The following is a 16,369-nucleotide window of genomic DNA, read 5'->3' as shown; positions in this document are numbered from 1 at the left end:
AACATGAAAAAGAAAAGAATAAAAAGCAAAAACAAAGATATAGGATTTATCAGCAGCAATGGTATCTGCATTGACGGAGATATCCTTATGAATTGTGAGCGTGAGCATAATTCAGGCTCATTTCTATGGTTTCAGATACTTCTGACCTTTGTGACATCCATATGCACAGCGTTTATGGCAGTGTCATTCCTTGATATGGAAATATACAAGACCACGATCATATATTACTCCGCCATGCTCTCACTTGTGTTTGGTCTGATGAAATCGTCACACAAGATAATTAAGTTTTCTGCACTTGGTGTGATGATACTTCATGTAATTTACCTTGTGAGCAGAATATCTACAATAAAATACGGCTTGTTCGTTGTTATAGACAGATATCTTTCAAGGGCAAATCAACCTAACTCAACTCTTGGCGTTCAGCTTAGTGGTATTTCTACTATCGACTACCCATATCTTGCGTCAAATTTTTTCGTATTTTTTATAACTCTTGTTTGCCTTGGAACGGCAGCAGCCTGCCTTTATAGGATAGATTTTCCACTGCTGTTCATCATTACATTTCCTGTTTTCGAGCTTGGAATGTATTGGGGCTGGGAGCCGACAATGTGGACTGTTATTGGTCTGTTTGTATGCTGGGTGACAGTGCTTGCACTGCACATAATAAACCACACAACTAACAAGGCAGGAAGAAAAAACACCTTTGCGGTGCATGAGCGAAAACGCACGTTTTATTTTACATCTGAAAAGCAAAAAGCTTGTTTCTATAACGTATTCATGAAATTCACGGCTATTTTAAGCTCGTTGGTACTTGTAGTTATAATGCTTTTCTCAGCAATAACAGGCTTTACACGTCCTGAGTCATTTGCAAAATACAGACATGATATTTCTACAGCAGTGTCAAATTTCTCTCTCACTGACCTGAGAAATGCTTTTTCAGATTATGACGGCGGATTTGATCTGTTTGGTATAAAAACAGTTGGTGGCACAAACGGAGGCGTTCTTGGCAAGACAGCAGGCATTAGCTTCAACGGCTCAACAGCACTAAAAGTGGTCACTCCAAAATTCTCTAATACACTATATCTCCGTGGATATGTAGCAGGCGTTTATAACGACAATAGCTGGACTCCTGTTGACGTGAATGGCAATGAAGACACCTTCTCTGATGATTTTGAGCAAGGCAAGATATGGGTGCAGGATCTGGATTATGATCTTATCCAACGCAAATACGCTGATCTAACCCCTGCTCAGATTTCTGTATCTGTTCTCGGCGCAAGCAAGAAATTTGTGTATGCGCCATACGCTTCTTTATATTCAAGTGATGGAAACACTGACGATAAAAAAATGCGTCCTACCACTGAGTCATATGTCAAATTAAGTTCAACAAAGTATTCTCTTTACTATTTTGACCCCTCTCTTATAGAAGAAAGGCTTGAAGCCCTCCCTGAGGCTATAGCCACAGAAGTGCCTGCATTGTCTGTTAATAAGGACAGAGGTGTTGACGCTTACTCAGAGTTTGTTCACCAGAAATATATGGAAGTTTCAAAGTCTGATGAGCTTGATAAGGCATATAAAGAGATACTTAGTGAATATCTTGGCGTGGATATTTACCACAAGGGTGATTGGACTTATGAAGAAATAAGCACTGCAATAAAAAACTATTTCTCTGATAACTTCACTTATACCCTTGAACCGGGTGTTACTCCAAAAGGTGAAGATTTCATAGATTATTTTTTAGGTACACAAAAGGAGGGCTATTGTTCATATTTCGCAACAGCGGGTGCAGAGCTTTTAAGAATGTTTGGCTATCCGTCAAGATATGTAGAGGGGTATGTGGTGCTTAATTCACAGCTCGGTGAACCTGAAGATGATTCAACATACGAGGTAAGTGTAAAGGACAAATGTGCGCACGCATGGGCTGAGGTATTTATAGACAATGCAGGTTGGTATCCTGCAGAATTCACACCAGGTTATGATAATGATAATCCTAATCTTACGCAACAAGAAAAAGACCCTAAGGAAGTCACAACAACTAAAAGCACAGAAAGCAAGCCTACGACTACCACACAAAATGGCGGTCAGGGTGGCACAACTTCAGTGGTTACTAAAAAGCCTGCAAACAGTTCAAAAGCTTCAACAACAAAGAAAACAAATTCTGCAAGCAACGGACATGGTGCCGGAGTGATGTCAGGCGCTGGGAAAACTTCTGTTTCATCAAGAATAACAGAAAACAACAGCGGCCATGGCTCATTTGTAGGAATTTTCATCACTCTGGGCGGACTTCTGCTTATAGGCTTCGGCATTGTAGTCCATAGAGATGTAAAAGTAAAGAAAATGCGTTCGGAACTAAGTAATGGGGACAATAGATCACGCACTGTGGCGGTATACCGCTATATGCTCAAATATTTAAAGCTTATAGGCATCGCCGACAGCAGAAATATTACAGACTTACAGCTTTGTGACAGGTTAACAGAAAAATGCCAGGAAATGCAAATCAATGATTTCTCTCATATGATAAAATATATCGGAGAACTTGCAGTCAAAGCGGAAATGAGCAACTCAGTAATATCTGATGGGGAACTCGAAACTGCACTTTCTTATTTTGAAATCGTAAAGGACAAGATCGTCCTGCCAAAACTTTCGGGTGCTAAGCTTCTTAATGCAAAATTTGTTTACTGTCTATATTAGAGGGAAAAAGCCACGTTCGGTGTGGCTTTTTTAACCTCAATGATATTACCCAAAAGCTGATAGGTGATTTTTTTATATGAAATATATGTTTAATGCAAATATGGATATGATATTATCAGTAGGATAACTTTTTGAATATTTTAGAAAGGAATGATCGGATTGCGAAAAATAAAAAATACAATAATATTTATTGTTACAGTTGCTATACTTACAATGTTCTGCTCTTGCTGTAAACGCTCTGAGATAAAACTGGGATCCGGCAACGAAGGTGGTATATATTATAAATTTGCTGACACTCTCAGTGATATTGATGAAAACATCACAAATATAAGAACGGCTGGTTCTCAGGCTAACATGAGGCTTTTAAAGGACGGCTTTATCAACATGGGAATAGTCCAAAGCGATGTCCTGTCTGAAGCAGTGAATGGCACAGGAGATTTTAATGGTAACAAAATAAACAACGTCCGTGCAGTTGCGGCTCTTTACATGGAGTCTTTTCAGATAATCGTTCCGGCTGACTCAGATATTCAAACTCCTGCTGATCTTAAAGGCAAAAAGGTTTCTGTTGGCGAAGAAGATTCTGGCGTAGCAAAAAATGCTGAGTACATTTTAAACTCTGTAAGTCTTGACTATAACATGATAGATGTGTGCAACATGAACTATCAGAAGTCTGCTGAGGCACTTAAAAACGGCTCTATCGATGCATTTTTTGTGGTACTTGGTGCTCCATGTGATGTTATAACACAGCTTTCTGAGGAAATGGATATAAGAATATTGCCTCTTGATGACAGAACGATATCATATATGACGAATCTTTATGACGGATACTATGAAACTGTAATAAAGGCAGGAACTTATAAAGGCATTGACGAGGACGTCAAGACTGTTGGCGTAAAGGCTGTTCTTGTGGCAAGCCAAAAGATGGACAGCGACACTGTAGCAGATATCACGAAAATGCTTTTTGAGGAAAATGACCAGATAAAGAAAAGGATCTCATTTGCGAATAATGACACAAAATTTGCGACAGATAATATCCCGTGTGCTTTTCATAAAGGGGCAGTGGAATATTATAACAGCATTGGAACTGCTATAACAGAGGAGGATAAAATTTGAAAACAATAAATGTAGATATGTATCAAACTCTTGCGGTGGCAGTAGGAGTCTTGTATTTAGGGGGATTTCTCAAAAAGAAAGTCAGATTTCTTGAAACCTTCTGTATTCCCTCTCCTGTCATCGGCGGAGTTATTTTCGCTATCATATCATGTATTCTTCACGTCGCAGGAATAGTCGAATTTCAGTTTGATGAAACGCTAAAAACAGTTTGCATGGTCATGTTCTTCACTTCTGTTGGCTTTCAGGCAAACATTAAAGTTTTGAAAGCAGGAGGTAAAAGTCTAATTGTATTTTTATTATGCCTGATAGTGCTGATATTTGCGCAGAATGCGGTTGCAGTGGGGCTATCAAAGCTATTGGGAGTAAGCTCGCTGGTAGGTATGTGTACAGGATCTATTCCAATGGTAGGCGGTCACGGAACGTCAGGTGCTTTTGGCACAGTGCTTGAGGACCTTGGTCAGCAAGGAGCAACAAGCCTCTGCACAGCAGCGGCTACTTTTGGATTGATTATAGGCTCTGTAATGGGCGGACCTATCGGCAGAAAGCTTATACTCAAACACGATCTGCTGAAAACTGTTATTCCTGAGGACGACTCTATACTTGTCGAGGACGAACAAAAACATCACCGTTCTGTAAGCATGTATGCACCTGCAGCTTATCAGCTTGCGATAGCAATGGGAATAGGCACGTTTGTATCATGGGTGCTTTCATATTCAGGCATGACTTTTCCTGTGTATATCGGATCAATGATCGTTGCAGCATTTATGAGAAACATCGGTGAATACAGCGGTAAAATACACATACACATGGGTGAAATAAATGATATCGGTGGTATTTGTCTTTCACTTTTTCTCGGAATAGCAATGATAACATTGAAACTCTGGCAGCTTGCCGAGCTTGCATTGCCTATGATAATCATGCTTGTTGCACAGGTGCTTCTTATGGCAATGTTCTCATACTTTATCGTATATAATGTAATGGGCAGAAACTATGATGCGGCAGTGCTTGCGGCAGGAACTTGCGGCTTCGGAATGGGTGCAACGCCAAACGCTATGGCTAATATGCAGGCTTTAACAGCAAAATTTGCCCCTTCAATAAAGGCTTATATGCTTGTTCCTATTGTTGGAAGTATGTTTGCCGATTTTATAAACAGCCTTGTTATAACAGGATTTATCAACTTTATTAATTAACGGAGGAAAAGAATATGAACAAAAAGAACAAACATCTTGACTGTTATACAGATAACCTTGCTTTTCCAGAAGTTCACGTTGAAGATGTAAAAACTGAGAGTGATGAAAACGAAAATAATAGCGAATCAGGTGTAATATTCGACAACTTAGCAATACCTGAGATAAAAATAAAGCCCAAGAAAAGGAAAAGATAACAAAAAACGATTTTCTGGTTATTTTCAGAAAATCGTTTTTTGTTATTTCATATTGGAGATATATTCTTTTATCTCTTTTTCCACACGGATAACGTCCTCGTGAAGCTCCTGAGCTGACATTCTGAAAGCACCGCTGCCCATGATTATGACCTGCTCCATGCCGTCAGATGTGGCGACCCTTACCTTATGCTCTCGGCTGAGCTTGTGAGCAGTGCGTTCGATATAAGTGTCAGCCGTTTCGGCTTCTTTGGTGTAAACTATACTGATATTGTGGTAATTTTCCACTACACGCTCCTGCTCTTTGACCTTGTATGCGTCAAAGACGAGTATCAGCTCACATTGCTTGTATCCCTGATAGTTGCAAAGCCTGTTCACAAGCATACTTCGTGCAAGGTCAAGGCTCTCATTGGCAGCCTTTTTCAGCTCGTCCCAAGAGAAAATTATGTTATAGCCGTCAACCAGCAAATATTCCACGCCTGAGTATATCTGCTTCGACTTTGACGCTGACTTTACAGACTTTTCAGGTCTGCGCATCGCATAGTACTTATCACGTTCTATCTTTCCGTAAGTGCGTTCAAATATCTCCATAAGCTCTTTGTCGCTTGCTGCACGTCTTACAAAATCTTCGGCACGAGCGTATGTCTGTGGCTGAGAAACCTGCCTGCGTTTGTCCTCTGGAGGTATGTGAAGCTTATCAGGAACTTCGTTCCATTTGACATTGTAACCTGCGCCATGAGAGCAAAATACAGAATCTGCCGTATTTTCAAGATCTCTGTCAGGATCGTAGCCATATTCTTCAAGCACAACTTCTGTATTATGACATTCACGGTAACCGTCAGAAGTGCATATCAGCTTTCCAACGCCCTTGGTGTAGCTTATGACCTGCGATTGATATCCACGCATTTCCGACACCGGTGCGCTTCCCTTTATAACGGAAAATTCGCCCGATACCTCCGGCTGTGAGAAAACTCCGCCCATGTTCTGTATATCTGTTATAGCACGTCCCACGTTCTGCTGTGGAACTTCAAGAGTGAAGCTGTAATAAGGCTCAAGAAGAACGGACTTTGCGTTTCTAAGTCCCTGTCTGACGGCACGATATGTTGCTTGACGGAAGTCGCCACCCTCTGTGTGTTTAAGGTGCGCTCTTCCCGAAACGAGCGTTATTTTCATATCTGTAATAGGAGAGCCTGTGAGAACGCCAAGATACTTTTTCTCCTGCAAATGGGTAAGAATAAGTCTTTGCCAGTTTTTGTCCAGCGTATCTTCACTGCATTCCGTTGCAAAACGCAGACCCTTGCCACGCTCCAGCGGCTCAAGCTTCAAATGCACCTCAGCATAATGCCTAAGCGGCTCATAGTGACCATAGCCATAAACCGTTTTCTCAATAGTTTCTTTGTATGCAATGCTTCCCTCGCCAAAATCAATGTCGATATCAAAGCGCCGTTTGAAAATGCTTTTCAGTATTTCAAGCTGCACCTCACCCATTATACTGATATGTATTTCGCCAAGCTGTTCATTCCAATCGACGTGAAGCTGTGGATCTTCATTTTCAAGCACACGGAAATACGACAGCAGAGTGTGCATATCCAAATCACGCACAGGCTCGACACGATAGGTAAGAACGGGTTCCAACAGTGGTTTTGCAGAATCCTGCTCAAAACCAAGCCCCTGCCCTGCATAGGTTTTAGTCAACCCCTCAACAGCGCAAACAACGCCAGTTTCAGCGTTATCCGCATTACGATATTTTGCCCCTGAATATATTCTTATCCTGCTGACCTTTTCCGAGAAGCTTTCACCGTCAGCCGATGTGTAATCTACTAGATCTCTAACCTTAAGACAGCCACCTGTTATCTTCATAAAAGTCAGACGTGAGCCACTGTCCTCTGAAATTTTATACACTTTTGCACCAAAAGTACCGCTGTCATTTACACACGGTGCAAGCTCTGCAAGGGCGTTCATAAATTTTTCTATGCCCTGTGATTTTAAAGCTGAGCCGAAAAAGCATGGAAATACTTTTCTATGAGCCACGGCATCTGACAGTATCTTGTCAGACATTGATCTCGTTTCAAGAAACTCATTCATAATATTTTCATCAAAAAGGGCGCAATCCTCTGCGACTTCGGACTTCATACGGCAGAAATCCACAAATCCACTGCCAAGACGCCCCTCTAAACTGTTCATGACGAAGGTTTTATCAGCACCGTCCAAGTCCATTTTGTTCACAAAAACAAAGGTTGGGACGTTATAACGCTTTAACAGCCTCCAAAGAGTTTGGGTATGGCTCTGCACACCGTCTGTGCCACTTATAACAAGCACAGCAAGATCAAGCACCTGTAATGCACGCTCAGTTTCCGCTGAGAAATCGACATGACCAGGTGTGTCAAGCAAGGTGAAAGATGTGTTTTTATATTCAAATTCTGCGGGTTTTGAGAAAACAGTTATACCTCTGTTTTTTTCAATCATATCCGTGTCAAGAAAAGCGTCGCCGTGGTCTACACGTCCGACCTTTCTTATTTTGCCAGACAAATAAAGCATTGCTTCCGAAAGCGTCGTCTTGCCTGAGTCGACGTGGGCAATTATGCCTATTACTGTTTTTTTCATATTTTCTTCCTATTTGCTAAATTTCAATGTACTCCATTTCATTCTTCATTTGCACAAATCCAAACTTTTCATATAAAGGTCTGCCCATTTCTGCGATATAAAGGGTTCGTATATATGCTTTCTTCATGCTATCTAATTATAAATCATTTTCAAGAAAATTTTGTATTTTATCATTAAGAAACATCAGAATATCCTTATGATCAGACAAAATGTCCGTTTCAAATCTTTCCTTATTTAGAAAGTATTCAACCATAATTCTATTATCATCCTGAAACGATTCTAATAAACTTTCTATCGACAAGGGATAAACTCCTGTTGCACAAAAGCGTTCTTGTCTTAATGCAAACATGAGCGGCTTCAAAATATATGTCGAAATTTTTTGGTGCGTAAGTAATTCTTTTGGCTCATCTACACATATATAATGGCGAACACTCATTAAAATATTTGCTAAATTTTTCTTATAGGATAACTGTATCTTTTCATTTATATTTTCGATTTTCACCAATTGCTCACCATACAATAAAACACTATTTAGTTCAGCAATTGCATATTCTGACCAATCTTCAAATATTTTGCTTTTATATTCGTCTACGGATAAGCATTGAGTATTTATCTCCAACAAATCATAAGGGATAGATGTGTTTCTTGCACAATGCCCAACATTTTCTAAGACATATTGATTTATTGTACTAAAGATACAAAACACGTCTAAATCAGAATTATCATTTGCATCTCCTCTCGCATAACTTCCAGTCAAATAAACCATTAATAAGTATTCACCTAATCTATTTTTTAAGGCTGACACAAATTCACTCAATACTTTCTCATAATCATGATTTACTTTATTTGCTGGTATCACTCTTCTCATAAACAAGTTCCTTCATTATTTAGTCTGTTACTTCCGGGTCTCCAATTTCTTCATTTCCTAAATAAACTTTATACGCTTTTCCTTCATACAAATTCATGATCTGTCGGCGTAATTTTGAAGGATATAATGGTGTTGTATTTAATATTTTAATATCTAACCAATCATATCCAACTTGATTTGTATCACTTTGCAAGACGGCATTTTCAAGTTTTCCAATATACTCACATAAAAACACCAAATCTACACGATGAAATTTTTCTCCATGTAAACCCTCTATAACAAACGCTAAATCTTTCACAACTACCCGCAATCCCATTTCTTCTGCCACTTCTCTACAAACTGCTTCAGGAAGAAGTTCCTCCACATCTTGTCCGCCGCCGGGCATAATATACCATTCTTCTTTTCCGTCACTTATTTTGATTGCCAACATCTTATCATCTTTAATAATTAATGCTTTTGCTGCATTTCTTACAGTTCTATCCATAATATCTCCAACGTTACTTGTATCGCTGTGGAACTGTTGTCACCACAAACATATTATCCTATACGCTAAACTGCCATGCCCTATAAAAAGCGGCATGTTTAACCAATGTGTGTAAACCACACCGCTAAGCTAACTGTCCTGATTTACTGCGCTTTCCTTGTTATCAATACCACACACTCCACGTGGCTCGGTTGTTCAACGAAAAACATACTCAACCCCTATTGTACAAGGGAATGGTGGAACGCACCTTTTCCCTTAAAATCTAGTGGTTCGAGCCTTTGATAACCTTGAATTGCTCTATAATTTGTATAGGCAAACAAGGTAAAGTTCTGTTCCTTAAACTTCATTTTTCATGTCATCCCTACAAACTGGAATTTAACTAATGGATGCCATTTTATCAGTCGGCCATGATCTCCTAAGAGCCACATAGGAGATCAAAAAGTTTGCAAGCCAGCCAACTGGTATCGCAAGCCAGACAAAGGCAATGCCGAAACGTGGTGCACAAATCAGGGCAACGGACAGACGAATCGCAAGATTCACTATGTTTGCAACGAGGAACGGACGCATAATTCCGAGACCACGAAGAACTCCATCGGTTGCCATCTTGATACCCATGAAGATGAAAAAGTAACCAAGCCACCTCATATAATCACCAGACACCTGATAGGCCAACGCCGTTCCGTCTTTTCCTAAGAACAGTGAGGAGATCTGCGTATGCAGCGCTTCAATGGTCACTAACGCAATGACCGCGAAGCATAGATCCAGCACCAGTGCAACATGGTAGCCTTTTTTGATACGATCAATTTTCTTTGCACCAAGATTTTGGGAAACATATGGCGAAACCGCATTGCCGATGGATACAAAGATCAATGAAAAAACATTTTCCACCCTCATCGTTGCTGCATACCCGGCGAGTGCCTGTGTACCGAAAGGATTTACCACTGCCTGCACGATCATCATACCGATAGACACTGTGGACTGCTGCAAAACCGATGGTACCGCAATGCGAAGCATGGAATACAGCTCCTGCCGGTCGAACCTGCTAAAGGAGCTCTTGTATTGCCGCATCCGAGACAGAAAGATCAAAAACGAAAACACAGCAGAAATTCCCTGTGCAATCAAGGTTGCAATAGCCGCACCGAACACACCGAGACCTAGCCCGGCTACCATCCAAAGATCCATTAAAATATTCAGGATGGACGAAAAAATCAGCAGTCCTAGCGGAATTTTTGATTCGCCGATTGAGGTGAACATGGTAGAAAGAATGTTATACATAAACAGAAACGGAAAGCCCACAAAATAGACCCGCAGATACAGTACTGCATCATCCAGTATGTCGGCAGGGGTTTGCAGTCCACTCATCATCGAGTTGGCGAAGAAAAAGCCAAAAACACCAAGGACTATACTTAGAAGCAAAAAGCTAATCAAGGAGGTTGACACGATTGTTTTCATTTTGCCATACTCCCTGGCTCCGAAATAACGGCTCACAAGCACACCGGCTCCGACACCGGCTCCCAGTGCCACACAAATGAACACATTGGTCAATGCTGCACATGCACCGACAGCTGCAAGTGCGGAAGAACCAACAAACTGGCCGACAATAACAGAGTCGGCCATATTGTATATTTGCTGAAAGAAACTTCCAATAATCATTGGCATTGCAAAAACCGTCAACGCTTTCAAGGGCGTATCGGTTATCAAATACTCATCTTTCGACATTATCATATTCCTCCATGGTATCTTTGGTATCTTGTATCGTGATATCCCATTCACTTACCTTCTCAAATTCCGATTTGTCAATTTCGTTAAATATGAATTTTATCTTTCTCCAGTGGATACAGATATGTAATCGGATTCTGTGCCGACTGATTCAACTTCAATCCGGCTATCGACTTTCCAATGTAGAACGATTCATTCTCATCCAACGGAAATCCCTGCTCATATCTTTCATCCACAAAAAATAATCTATTTTCAGTTTTTGGTGTAAGAACAATATCCTGTCTTGGAAGTTTTACTACCCTATAAAATTACACTTCTCTCAAACCTCAAATTTAAGATAATGACACTACTCATCAGTGCATTTTATATTAGGCAGTAATTATATTATAGCATACAAATATAAAAAGTCAACAAAATTCAGATAACGCACATATCCTTTGATAGTGTAGAATAGGTTTAAAAAAATTGCCAAGAAATTGTACATAAATAATACAATCTACACCGAATATATGTCAGGAGATAATTGGATTCCGCTGGATGATGTGCTGAAATAAATTCTCAGCCTCGAATAATTGAATTAAATTAAAAATAAGCTGCTGCACATAATGCAATAGCTCATTTTCATATATTCCAAATCAACCTAATTGTTCTACAAATCTTGCAAATGCTTCTTTTCCTTGTTTATCTCTCTTAAATACTCCGGCATCTTCAAGTACCTGCTCAAAAACTCTTCCGACTTCATAACGAATAATCTCCATTGCATTATCAGCGTTAAAATCAGAATATTTTTTTAGAATTTCGCTTGCCCAAATTGCATGAGATGCAATTTTATCATCTGTAGCAATCTCTTTGCCGGACAGCATTGCATCTTTTAAAAGTGTCAGTTCATCTGCTAAACGCGCCGGAAGAACAGCAAGTCCCATCACTTCAATCAATCCGATGTTTTCTTTTTTGATATGATGTAAGGTAGGATTCGGATGGAACACACCTAACGGTCTTTCTTTCGTTGTAATATTGTTTCTCAATACCAAATCGCATTCAAATCCAGAAGAAGTTGCTCTTGCAATTGGAGTAATTGTATTATGCAGAATTCCGTCTGTTTCTGCAAAAATTCCAACCACTTCATCCGTATATGTTCTCCATTTTGATAAAATATCAGCACATGCAGCTGCCAAAGCCGTCCTGCTTTTTGAAGAAAGACGTATCACAGACATCGGCCATTTTACAATGCCGGCACTAACATTCATATATTTTTTCAAAAGAAATGTTCTTTCAATCGGTGCTTTTGCCATTGCAAAATTATAATTGCCGCCTTGAAAGTGTTCATGCGTTAGAATTGAACCGCCTACAATAGTAAGGTCTGCATTTGAACCGATAAAATAGTGTGGAAATTGCTCAACAAAATCAAACAGTTTATTGAATACCTGTGCATTGATTGTCATAGGAATATGCTGTTTATTAAAGACGATGCAGTGTTCATTATAATATCCATAAGGAGAATACTGCATGAACCAATCTTGGCTGTTGATATTTAACTTTACCGGACGAAGATTTTGTCTTGCAGGGTGTGTCTGGTGACCTGCGAATCCCATATTTTCAACACAAAGCTGACATTGAGGATAGGCTGATTTTTTTGCAATTTAGCAGCAATATCACGAGGATCTTTCTCTGGCTTAGAACGGTTTATAGTAATGTCAAGTGTTCCATATTCTGATTCATATGTCCACTTTAAATCTTTCGCAATTCTTTCAGCACGAACATAGTTCAGGCTTTTACTAAAAGCATAGTACCATTCTGTAGCTGCTGATGGCGAAGCAGAATATTTTCTTTGAAATGTGGCATTAACTTCTCTCGGCATAGGTGTGAAAACACCCATAATTCTTGTATCGAATAGATCACGTTGTACAGAAGTGTCTTCAATGATTCCTGCCTTTACTGCATAGTCGATCAGGGGCTCAAGAAGTTCTTCAATATTTCCCGTGAGTGGTTCTTTATCATTCCAGTCAGTTTTAGTATATCCATAAGCTGATTTCTAACAACGAAAATATCGTCATTTGTAATCAAATCAGCTTCTATTGCATGACGGATTAATCCGTTTATTGCCCTGTATATCATGATAACACCTCTTTTCAAAAACCATCTGGATGATTCTTATGCCAATTCCATGCGTCAGATATAATTTCTTCAAGGCTATCGTGTACTGGATTCCAGCCAAGAATTTTTCTTGCCTTTTCACTGGAAGCCACCAGTCGTGCAGGATCTCCGGCACGCTTTGGCGTTTCAATTGCCGGAATCGGGTGCCCTGTCACTTTTCTTGCTTTATCAATTACTTCTTTTACGGAATAGCCGACACCATTTCCAAGATTGAAAATATTGCTTTCGTTTCCGTTTTTTAAGTACTTTACAGCGAGAATATGTGCCTGAGCCAAATCGGTAACATGGATGTAGTCTCTGATACAAGTTCCATCAGGAGTATCATAATCTGTTCCATAGATGGAGATACTTTCTCTCTTTCCATTGGGGACTTGAAGAATCAAAGGAATCAAATGACTTTCCGGATTATGAGCCTCGCCGATTTTACCTGATTTGTCTGCTCCGCAAGCATTGAAATAGCGGAGAGAAACGTATCTTAAACCATGAGCTTTTGAAGTCCAATAGAACATCTTCTCCATAGCAAGTTTGGTTTCACCATATGGATTGGTTGGCTGTGTTCTGTCTGTTTCAAGAATCGGAATATTTTCCGGTTCACCATAGGTGGCAGCGGTTGAGGAAAATACAATTTTATCAATATGATGTTCAACCATGGAATCCAAAAGAATTTTTGTTCCGCAGAGATTATTGTCGTAATACTTGAGTGGATCGACAACGCTTTCTCCAACAAGAGAATATGCTGCAAAGTGAATCCTTAAAGCGAGCTGCAATCCCTCTGACAATTTCAGAAGAACCTTTTTCACCGATATGAACATACAAATCGTCCAGTGAAACTGCAAATTCATTGTATCCCTCTGATTTAATTCTGATGATGTTTTCATCATGAAATGCTGCAACACCGATAACATCTAAGTCAACTGCTCCTGCAATGACACAGCCATGTTGATGTTCGGTATGATTACCGCCGATTTCTGTTCTACCCGGAGCAGAATAAACGTGTATATCATTTCTATTCGGATACAGTGCTGTGAATTTCTCCACAGCACTCATATATCGTGATTTCTGACTTTTTATATCCTGTGGCTTATAAATATTTGCGAAGATATTATCAAATCCACCACAAGTAACATTGTCTTGAAAATCCTGTATTTTCATTGCTTTCCTTTCTTCTTACGATCTTAAGGGCATAATTACAAATTCCAATTTCATCGGCTGATCTGCATGGATCCTGTACTCCTCATGCACCGGTGCACCCCAGGAATCATCGCCGCCGACACCCATTTGCTTTGCAGCGATTCTGACCCATGTGTAGCGAACACTTGGAAGTTCATCTAGGTGCATTGCGTTTTCGAGTTCATAGGCACTGTATGGCAGTACGCTCATTTCAAACGGAGCAGATGCCTTTTGGAACGTCAGACCATGCTGCATATCATCATGGACAGAGAGCGTTCTTACACCGGTACGATTGCCGCATTCCTGCGGATCAAGATAACCGGAAAGATTTTCTTTTGCCGTAGATTTCCACAATCCCAGTCTTGCTCCTTTGCATCGGTCGCTGTAATTTTCATCAGGACCGAGTCCGTAATACTGAAAATTGCAAAGCTGTTTTTTCATCTTGAAGTCCAATGCAAGAACCGGCATATCGGACATACCGCTTACTCCTGCATAATTTACACTTACACCCAGCTTTCCGTCAAAGTGTGCGGTATAGGTTACAGTAAACTCAAAAGTCGGAACACAGGCAGCCTGATATGTGAATGTGATTTTCAAAGCATCTTCCTGTTCCAGCCATGAAACGGTTTTATACTTTGCAAATTTACCTGCGGCATACCACTGTGCAAGATTGTACGGCTCGGAAGCACCGGTGTCATTGTCCGTCATTGCTCTCCAGAAGCTGACCTTTGGTGTGCGTGTGATATATTCAAAACCATTGTATTTCAGAGAACTGATGCCGCCCTCTTTTTTGTCGAACATCATGGAGAAGTTTTCTCCGTGAACGCCAATGATAACATCGCCGTATACAATCGTTGGCTTTTGCAATGTGGTTTCCGGAATCTGATTATCTTTCACTTCAAACACTTCCTGTGCAAAGGCAATTTCGTGCCCTGCATCTGCCCATAGTGTCTGATCTGCGGTAACGGCGGAAACATGATAAACATATTCTCCTACACTGTCTATTTTTTGAAGTGTCAGTTTCATTGTCTTGCTATCTCCGGCAGGAACATTCAGAGAAAATGTATCGGATTTCAGAACAACGCCATTCTTTTCCAATCGTACAACAAAGGACAAGTTGTTTGTATCTGCAAAGAGATTTCGGTTTTCTACGGTAAGCATTCCGTTTTGAATAGACATTCTGATGTTGGAGTACAGAGCCTTCATTTCCTGAACCTTTGGAGAGTAGTTTCTGTCAGCATAGATCACACCATTGGTGCAGAAACCGTAATCGCTTGGTCTGTCCTCAAAATCTCCGCCATAAGCCAGAACCGTTTTCCCGTCGTCATTTTTGGTTTCGATTGCCTGATCGATGTAGTCCCAGATGAAACCACCCTGATAAGCCTCATATTTGTCCTCAAGGTCAGTGTAAAGGCTCAAACCGCCAAGAGAATTGCCCATAGCGTGCATATACTCACAGCTGATATACGGTCTGCCGCTGTTCTGTTTCAGATATTCTTCCACTTCCTGCGGTTTTGCGTACATACGGCTTTCCATATCCGTGATGAAATCATACTGATTGTCCGGAACTCTTGTAACGCCCTCATAGTGCACCAGTCTTGTCGGGTCTACGCTTCTGAAATATTCCGACATTGCAGCAATATCTTCTCCGCAGTAGGATTCGTTTCCACAAGACCAGATGAGAACGCTTGCGTGATTTTTGTCACGTTCATACATTGATTTTGCTCTGTCCAGTACAGCTTCTTTCCATTCCGAAAGTGAACCCGGTACATTCCAAGACGGATCTGTTGCACCAAGCTTCTGCCATGTACCGTGTGTTTCCAGATTGGTTTCATCAATCAGATAAATGCCATATGCATCACAAAGCTGATACCAAAGAGAATTGTTCGGATAATGACAGGTACGAACTGCATTGATATTGTTTTTCTTCATGAACTGGATGTCAAACAGCATATCTTCCTTTGTGATTGCTCTGCCTGTTTTCGCATCAAATTCGTGTCGATTGATGCCCTTGAAAATAATACGTTTTCCATTCAGGCACATGATTCCGTTTTTCAGTTCAAATCGGCGGAATCCGACTTTGATTCTGCTGACCTCGATTTCATTTCCGTCTTCGTCTGTCAGAATCACTGTAAACGTGTAGAGATAATCCTGTATAATAAAACTTGACACATACAAAACAATCAAAGTA

12 protein-coding genes and 2 pseudogenes are annotated in these 16,369 nt (G+C 40.3%); 4 read left to right on the top strand and 10 right to left on the bottom strand.

The features are described 5' to 3' along the window. The first annotated feature begins 3 nt into the window (after positions 1-3). The 4 genes from DW015_RS08450 (at position 4) to DW015_RS08435 (ending at position 5,182) form a co-directional block, all read left to right on the top strand. The gene (locus DW015_RS08450; RefSeq protein WP_117905326.1) at positions 4-2,685 is read left to right on the top strand and encodes a transglutaminase-like domain-containing protein; all 2,682 of its coding nucleotides are present in this window, start codon (positions 4-6) and stop codon (positions 2,683-2,685) included. A 159-nt stretch (positions 2,686-2,844) separates the two neighbouring features. Then, on the top strand, positions 2,845-3,798 hold the full coding sequence (locus tag DW015_RS08445; RefSeq protein ID WP_181979882.1) for a TAXI family TRAP transporter solute-binding subunit: 954 nt from the start codon (positions 2,845-2,847) through the stop codon (positions 3,796-3,798). Between the two features lie 17 nt (positions 3,799-3,815). Beyond that, positions 3,816-4,988, top strand: coding sequence for a sodium/glutamate symporter (gene gltS, locus DW015_RS08440; protein ID WP_117897291.1), 1,173 nt, complete (start codon positions 3,816-3,818; stop codon positions 4,986-4,988). Between the two features lie 14 nt (positions 4,989-5,002). Further along, on the top strand, positions 5,003-5,182 hold the full coding sequence (locus tag DW015_RS08435) for a hypothetical protein (protein ID WP_117905325.1): 180 nt from the start codon (positions 5,003-5,005) through the stop codon (positions 5,180-5,182). Between the two features lie 42 nt (positions 5,183-5,224). Here DW015_RS08435 and DW015_RS08430 read toward each other — a convergent pair whose 3' ends face one another. From DW015_RS08430 to DW015_RS08390, 10 genes and pseudogenes are all read right to left on the bottom strand, one after another. Further along, positions 5,225-7,783, bottom strand: coding sequence for a TetM/TetW/TetO/TetS family tetracycline resistance ribosomal protection protein (locus DW015_RS08430; protein WP_117905324.1), 2,559 nt, complete (start codon positions 7,781-7,783; stop codon positions 5,225-5,227). 136 nt (positions 7,784-7,919) lie between these two features. Further along, the gene (locus tag DW015_RS08425) at positions 7,920-8,651 is read right to left on the bottom strand and encodes a nucleotidyltransferase domain-containing protein (protein WP_117905323.1); all 732 of its coding nucleotides are present in this window, start codon (positions 8,649-8,651) and stop codon (positions 7,920-7,922) included. Positions 8,652-8,670: 19 nt separating this feature from the next. After that, positions 8,671-9,135 carry an NUDIX domain-containing protein gene (locus DW015_RS08420; protein WP_117905322.1) on the bottom strand — a complete coding sequence of 155 codons (465 nt, stop codon included), beginning with the start codon at positions 9,133-9,135 and terminating at the stop codon, positions 8,671-8,673. A gap of 375 nt (positions 9,136-9,510) precedes the next feature. After that, entirely contained in the window at positions 9,511-10,854 is a 1,344-nt protein-coding gene (locus DW015_RS08415) for an MATE family efflux transporter (protein ID WP_117905321.1), read from the bottom strand. 635 nt (positions 10,855-11,489) lie between these two features. Beyond that, the gene (locus DW015_RS13780) at positions 11,490-12,296 is read right to left on the bottom strand and encodes a hypothetical protein (protein WP_242993258.1); all 807 of its coding nucleotides are present in this window, start codon (positions 12,294-12,296) and stop codon (positions 11,490-11,492) included. Between the two features lie 135 nt (positions 12,297-12,431). Next, a pseudogene (locus DW015_RS13775) lies at positions 12,432-12,775 on the bottom strand (galactose-1-phosphate uridylyltransferase); the annotation flags it as partial. A 26-nt stretch (positions 12,776-12,801) separates the two neighbouring features. Then, positions 12,802-12,969 (bottom strand): hypothetical protein, encoded by a 168-nt coding sequence (locus DW015_RS13770; RefSeq protein ID WP_242993252.1) that lies wholly within the window; start codon positions 12,967-12,969, stop codon positions 12,802-12,804. Between the two features lie 14 nt (positions 12,970-12,983). Beyond that, positions 12,984-13,820, bottom strand: coding sequence for a UDP-glucose 4-epimerase GalE (gene galE, locus DW015_RS08400; RefSeq protein ID WP_242993251.1), 837 nt, complete (start codon positions 13,818-13,820; stop codon positions 12,984-12,986). A gap of 85 nt (positions 13,821-13,905) precedes the next feature. Continuing rightward, positions 13,906-14,055: pseudogene (locus DW015_RS13765) on the bottom strand (galactokinase family protein); the annotation flags it as partial. Positions 14,056-14,175: 120 nt separating this feature from the next. After that, a partial coding sequence (locus tag DW015_RS08390; RefSeq protein ID WP_117905317.1) for a glycoside hydrolase family 2 TIM barrel-domain containing protein occupies positions 14,176-16,369 on the bottom strand: 2,194 nt, incomplete at its 5' end.

The sequence above is a fragment of the Ruminococcus sp. AF37-20 genome (genome assembly GCF_003460465.1).
Lineage (GTDB): Bacteria > Bacillota > Clostridia > Oscillospirales > Ruminococcaceae > Hominimerdicola > Hominimerdicola aceti.
This window is presented reverse-complemented; position numbering and strand designations above follow the sequence as displayed.

Coding starts and splice junctions, on each gene's coding strand:
- gltS (WP_117897291.1), top strand. CDS start 3,816: ATGTATCAAACTCTTGCGGTGGCAGTAGGAGTCTTGTATTTAGGGGGA.
- DW015_RS08425 (WP_117905323.1), bottom strand. CDS start 8,651: ATGAGAAGAGTGATACCAGCAAATAAAGTAAATCATGATTATGAGAAA.
- galE (WP_242993251.1), bottom strand. CDS start 13,820: ATGTTCATATCGGTGAAAAAGGTTCTTCTGAAATTGTCAGAGGGATTG.
- DW015_RS13780 (WP_242993258.1), bottom strand. CDS start 12,296: ATGACAATCAATGCACAGGTATTCAATAAACTGTTTGATTTTGTTGAG.
- DW015_RS08435 (WP_117905325.1), top strand. CDS start 5,003: ATGAACAAAAAGAACAAACATCTTGACTGTTATACAGATAACCTTGCT.
- DW015_RS08420 (WP_117905322.1), bottom strand. CDS start 9,135: ATGGATAGAACTGTAAGAAATGCAGCAAAAGCATTAATTATTAAAGAT.
- DW015_RS08430 (WP_117905324.1), bottom strand. CDS start 7,783: ATGAAAAAAACAGTAATAGGCATAATTGCCCACGTCGACTCAGGCAAG.
- DW015_RS08450 (WP_117905326.1), top strand. CDS start 4: ATGAAAAAGAAAAGAATAAAAAGCAAAAACAAAGATATAGGATTTATC.
- DW015_RS13770 (WP_242993252.1), bottom strand. CDS start 12,969: ATGATATACAGGGCAATAAACGGATTAATCCGTCATGCAATAGAAGCT.
- DW015_RS08415 (WP_117905321.1), bottom strand. CDS start 10,854: ATGTCGAAAGATGAGTATTTGATAACCGATACGCCCTTGAAAGCGTTG.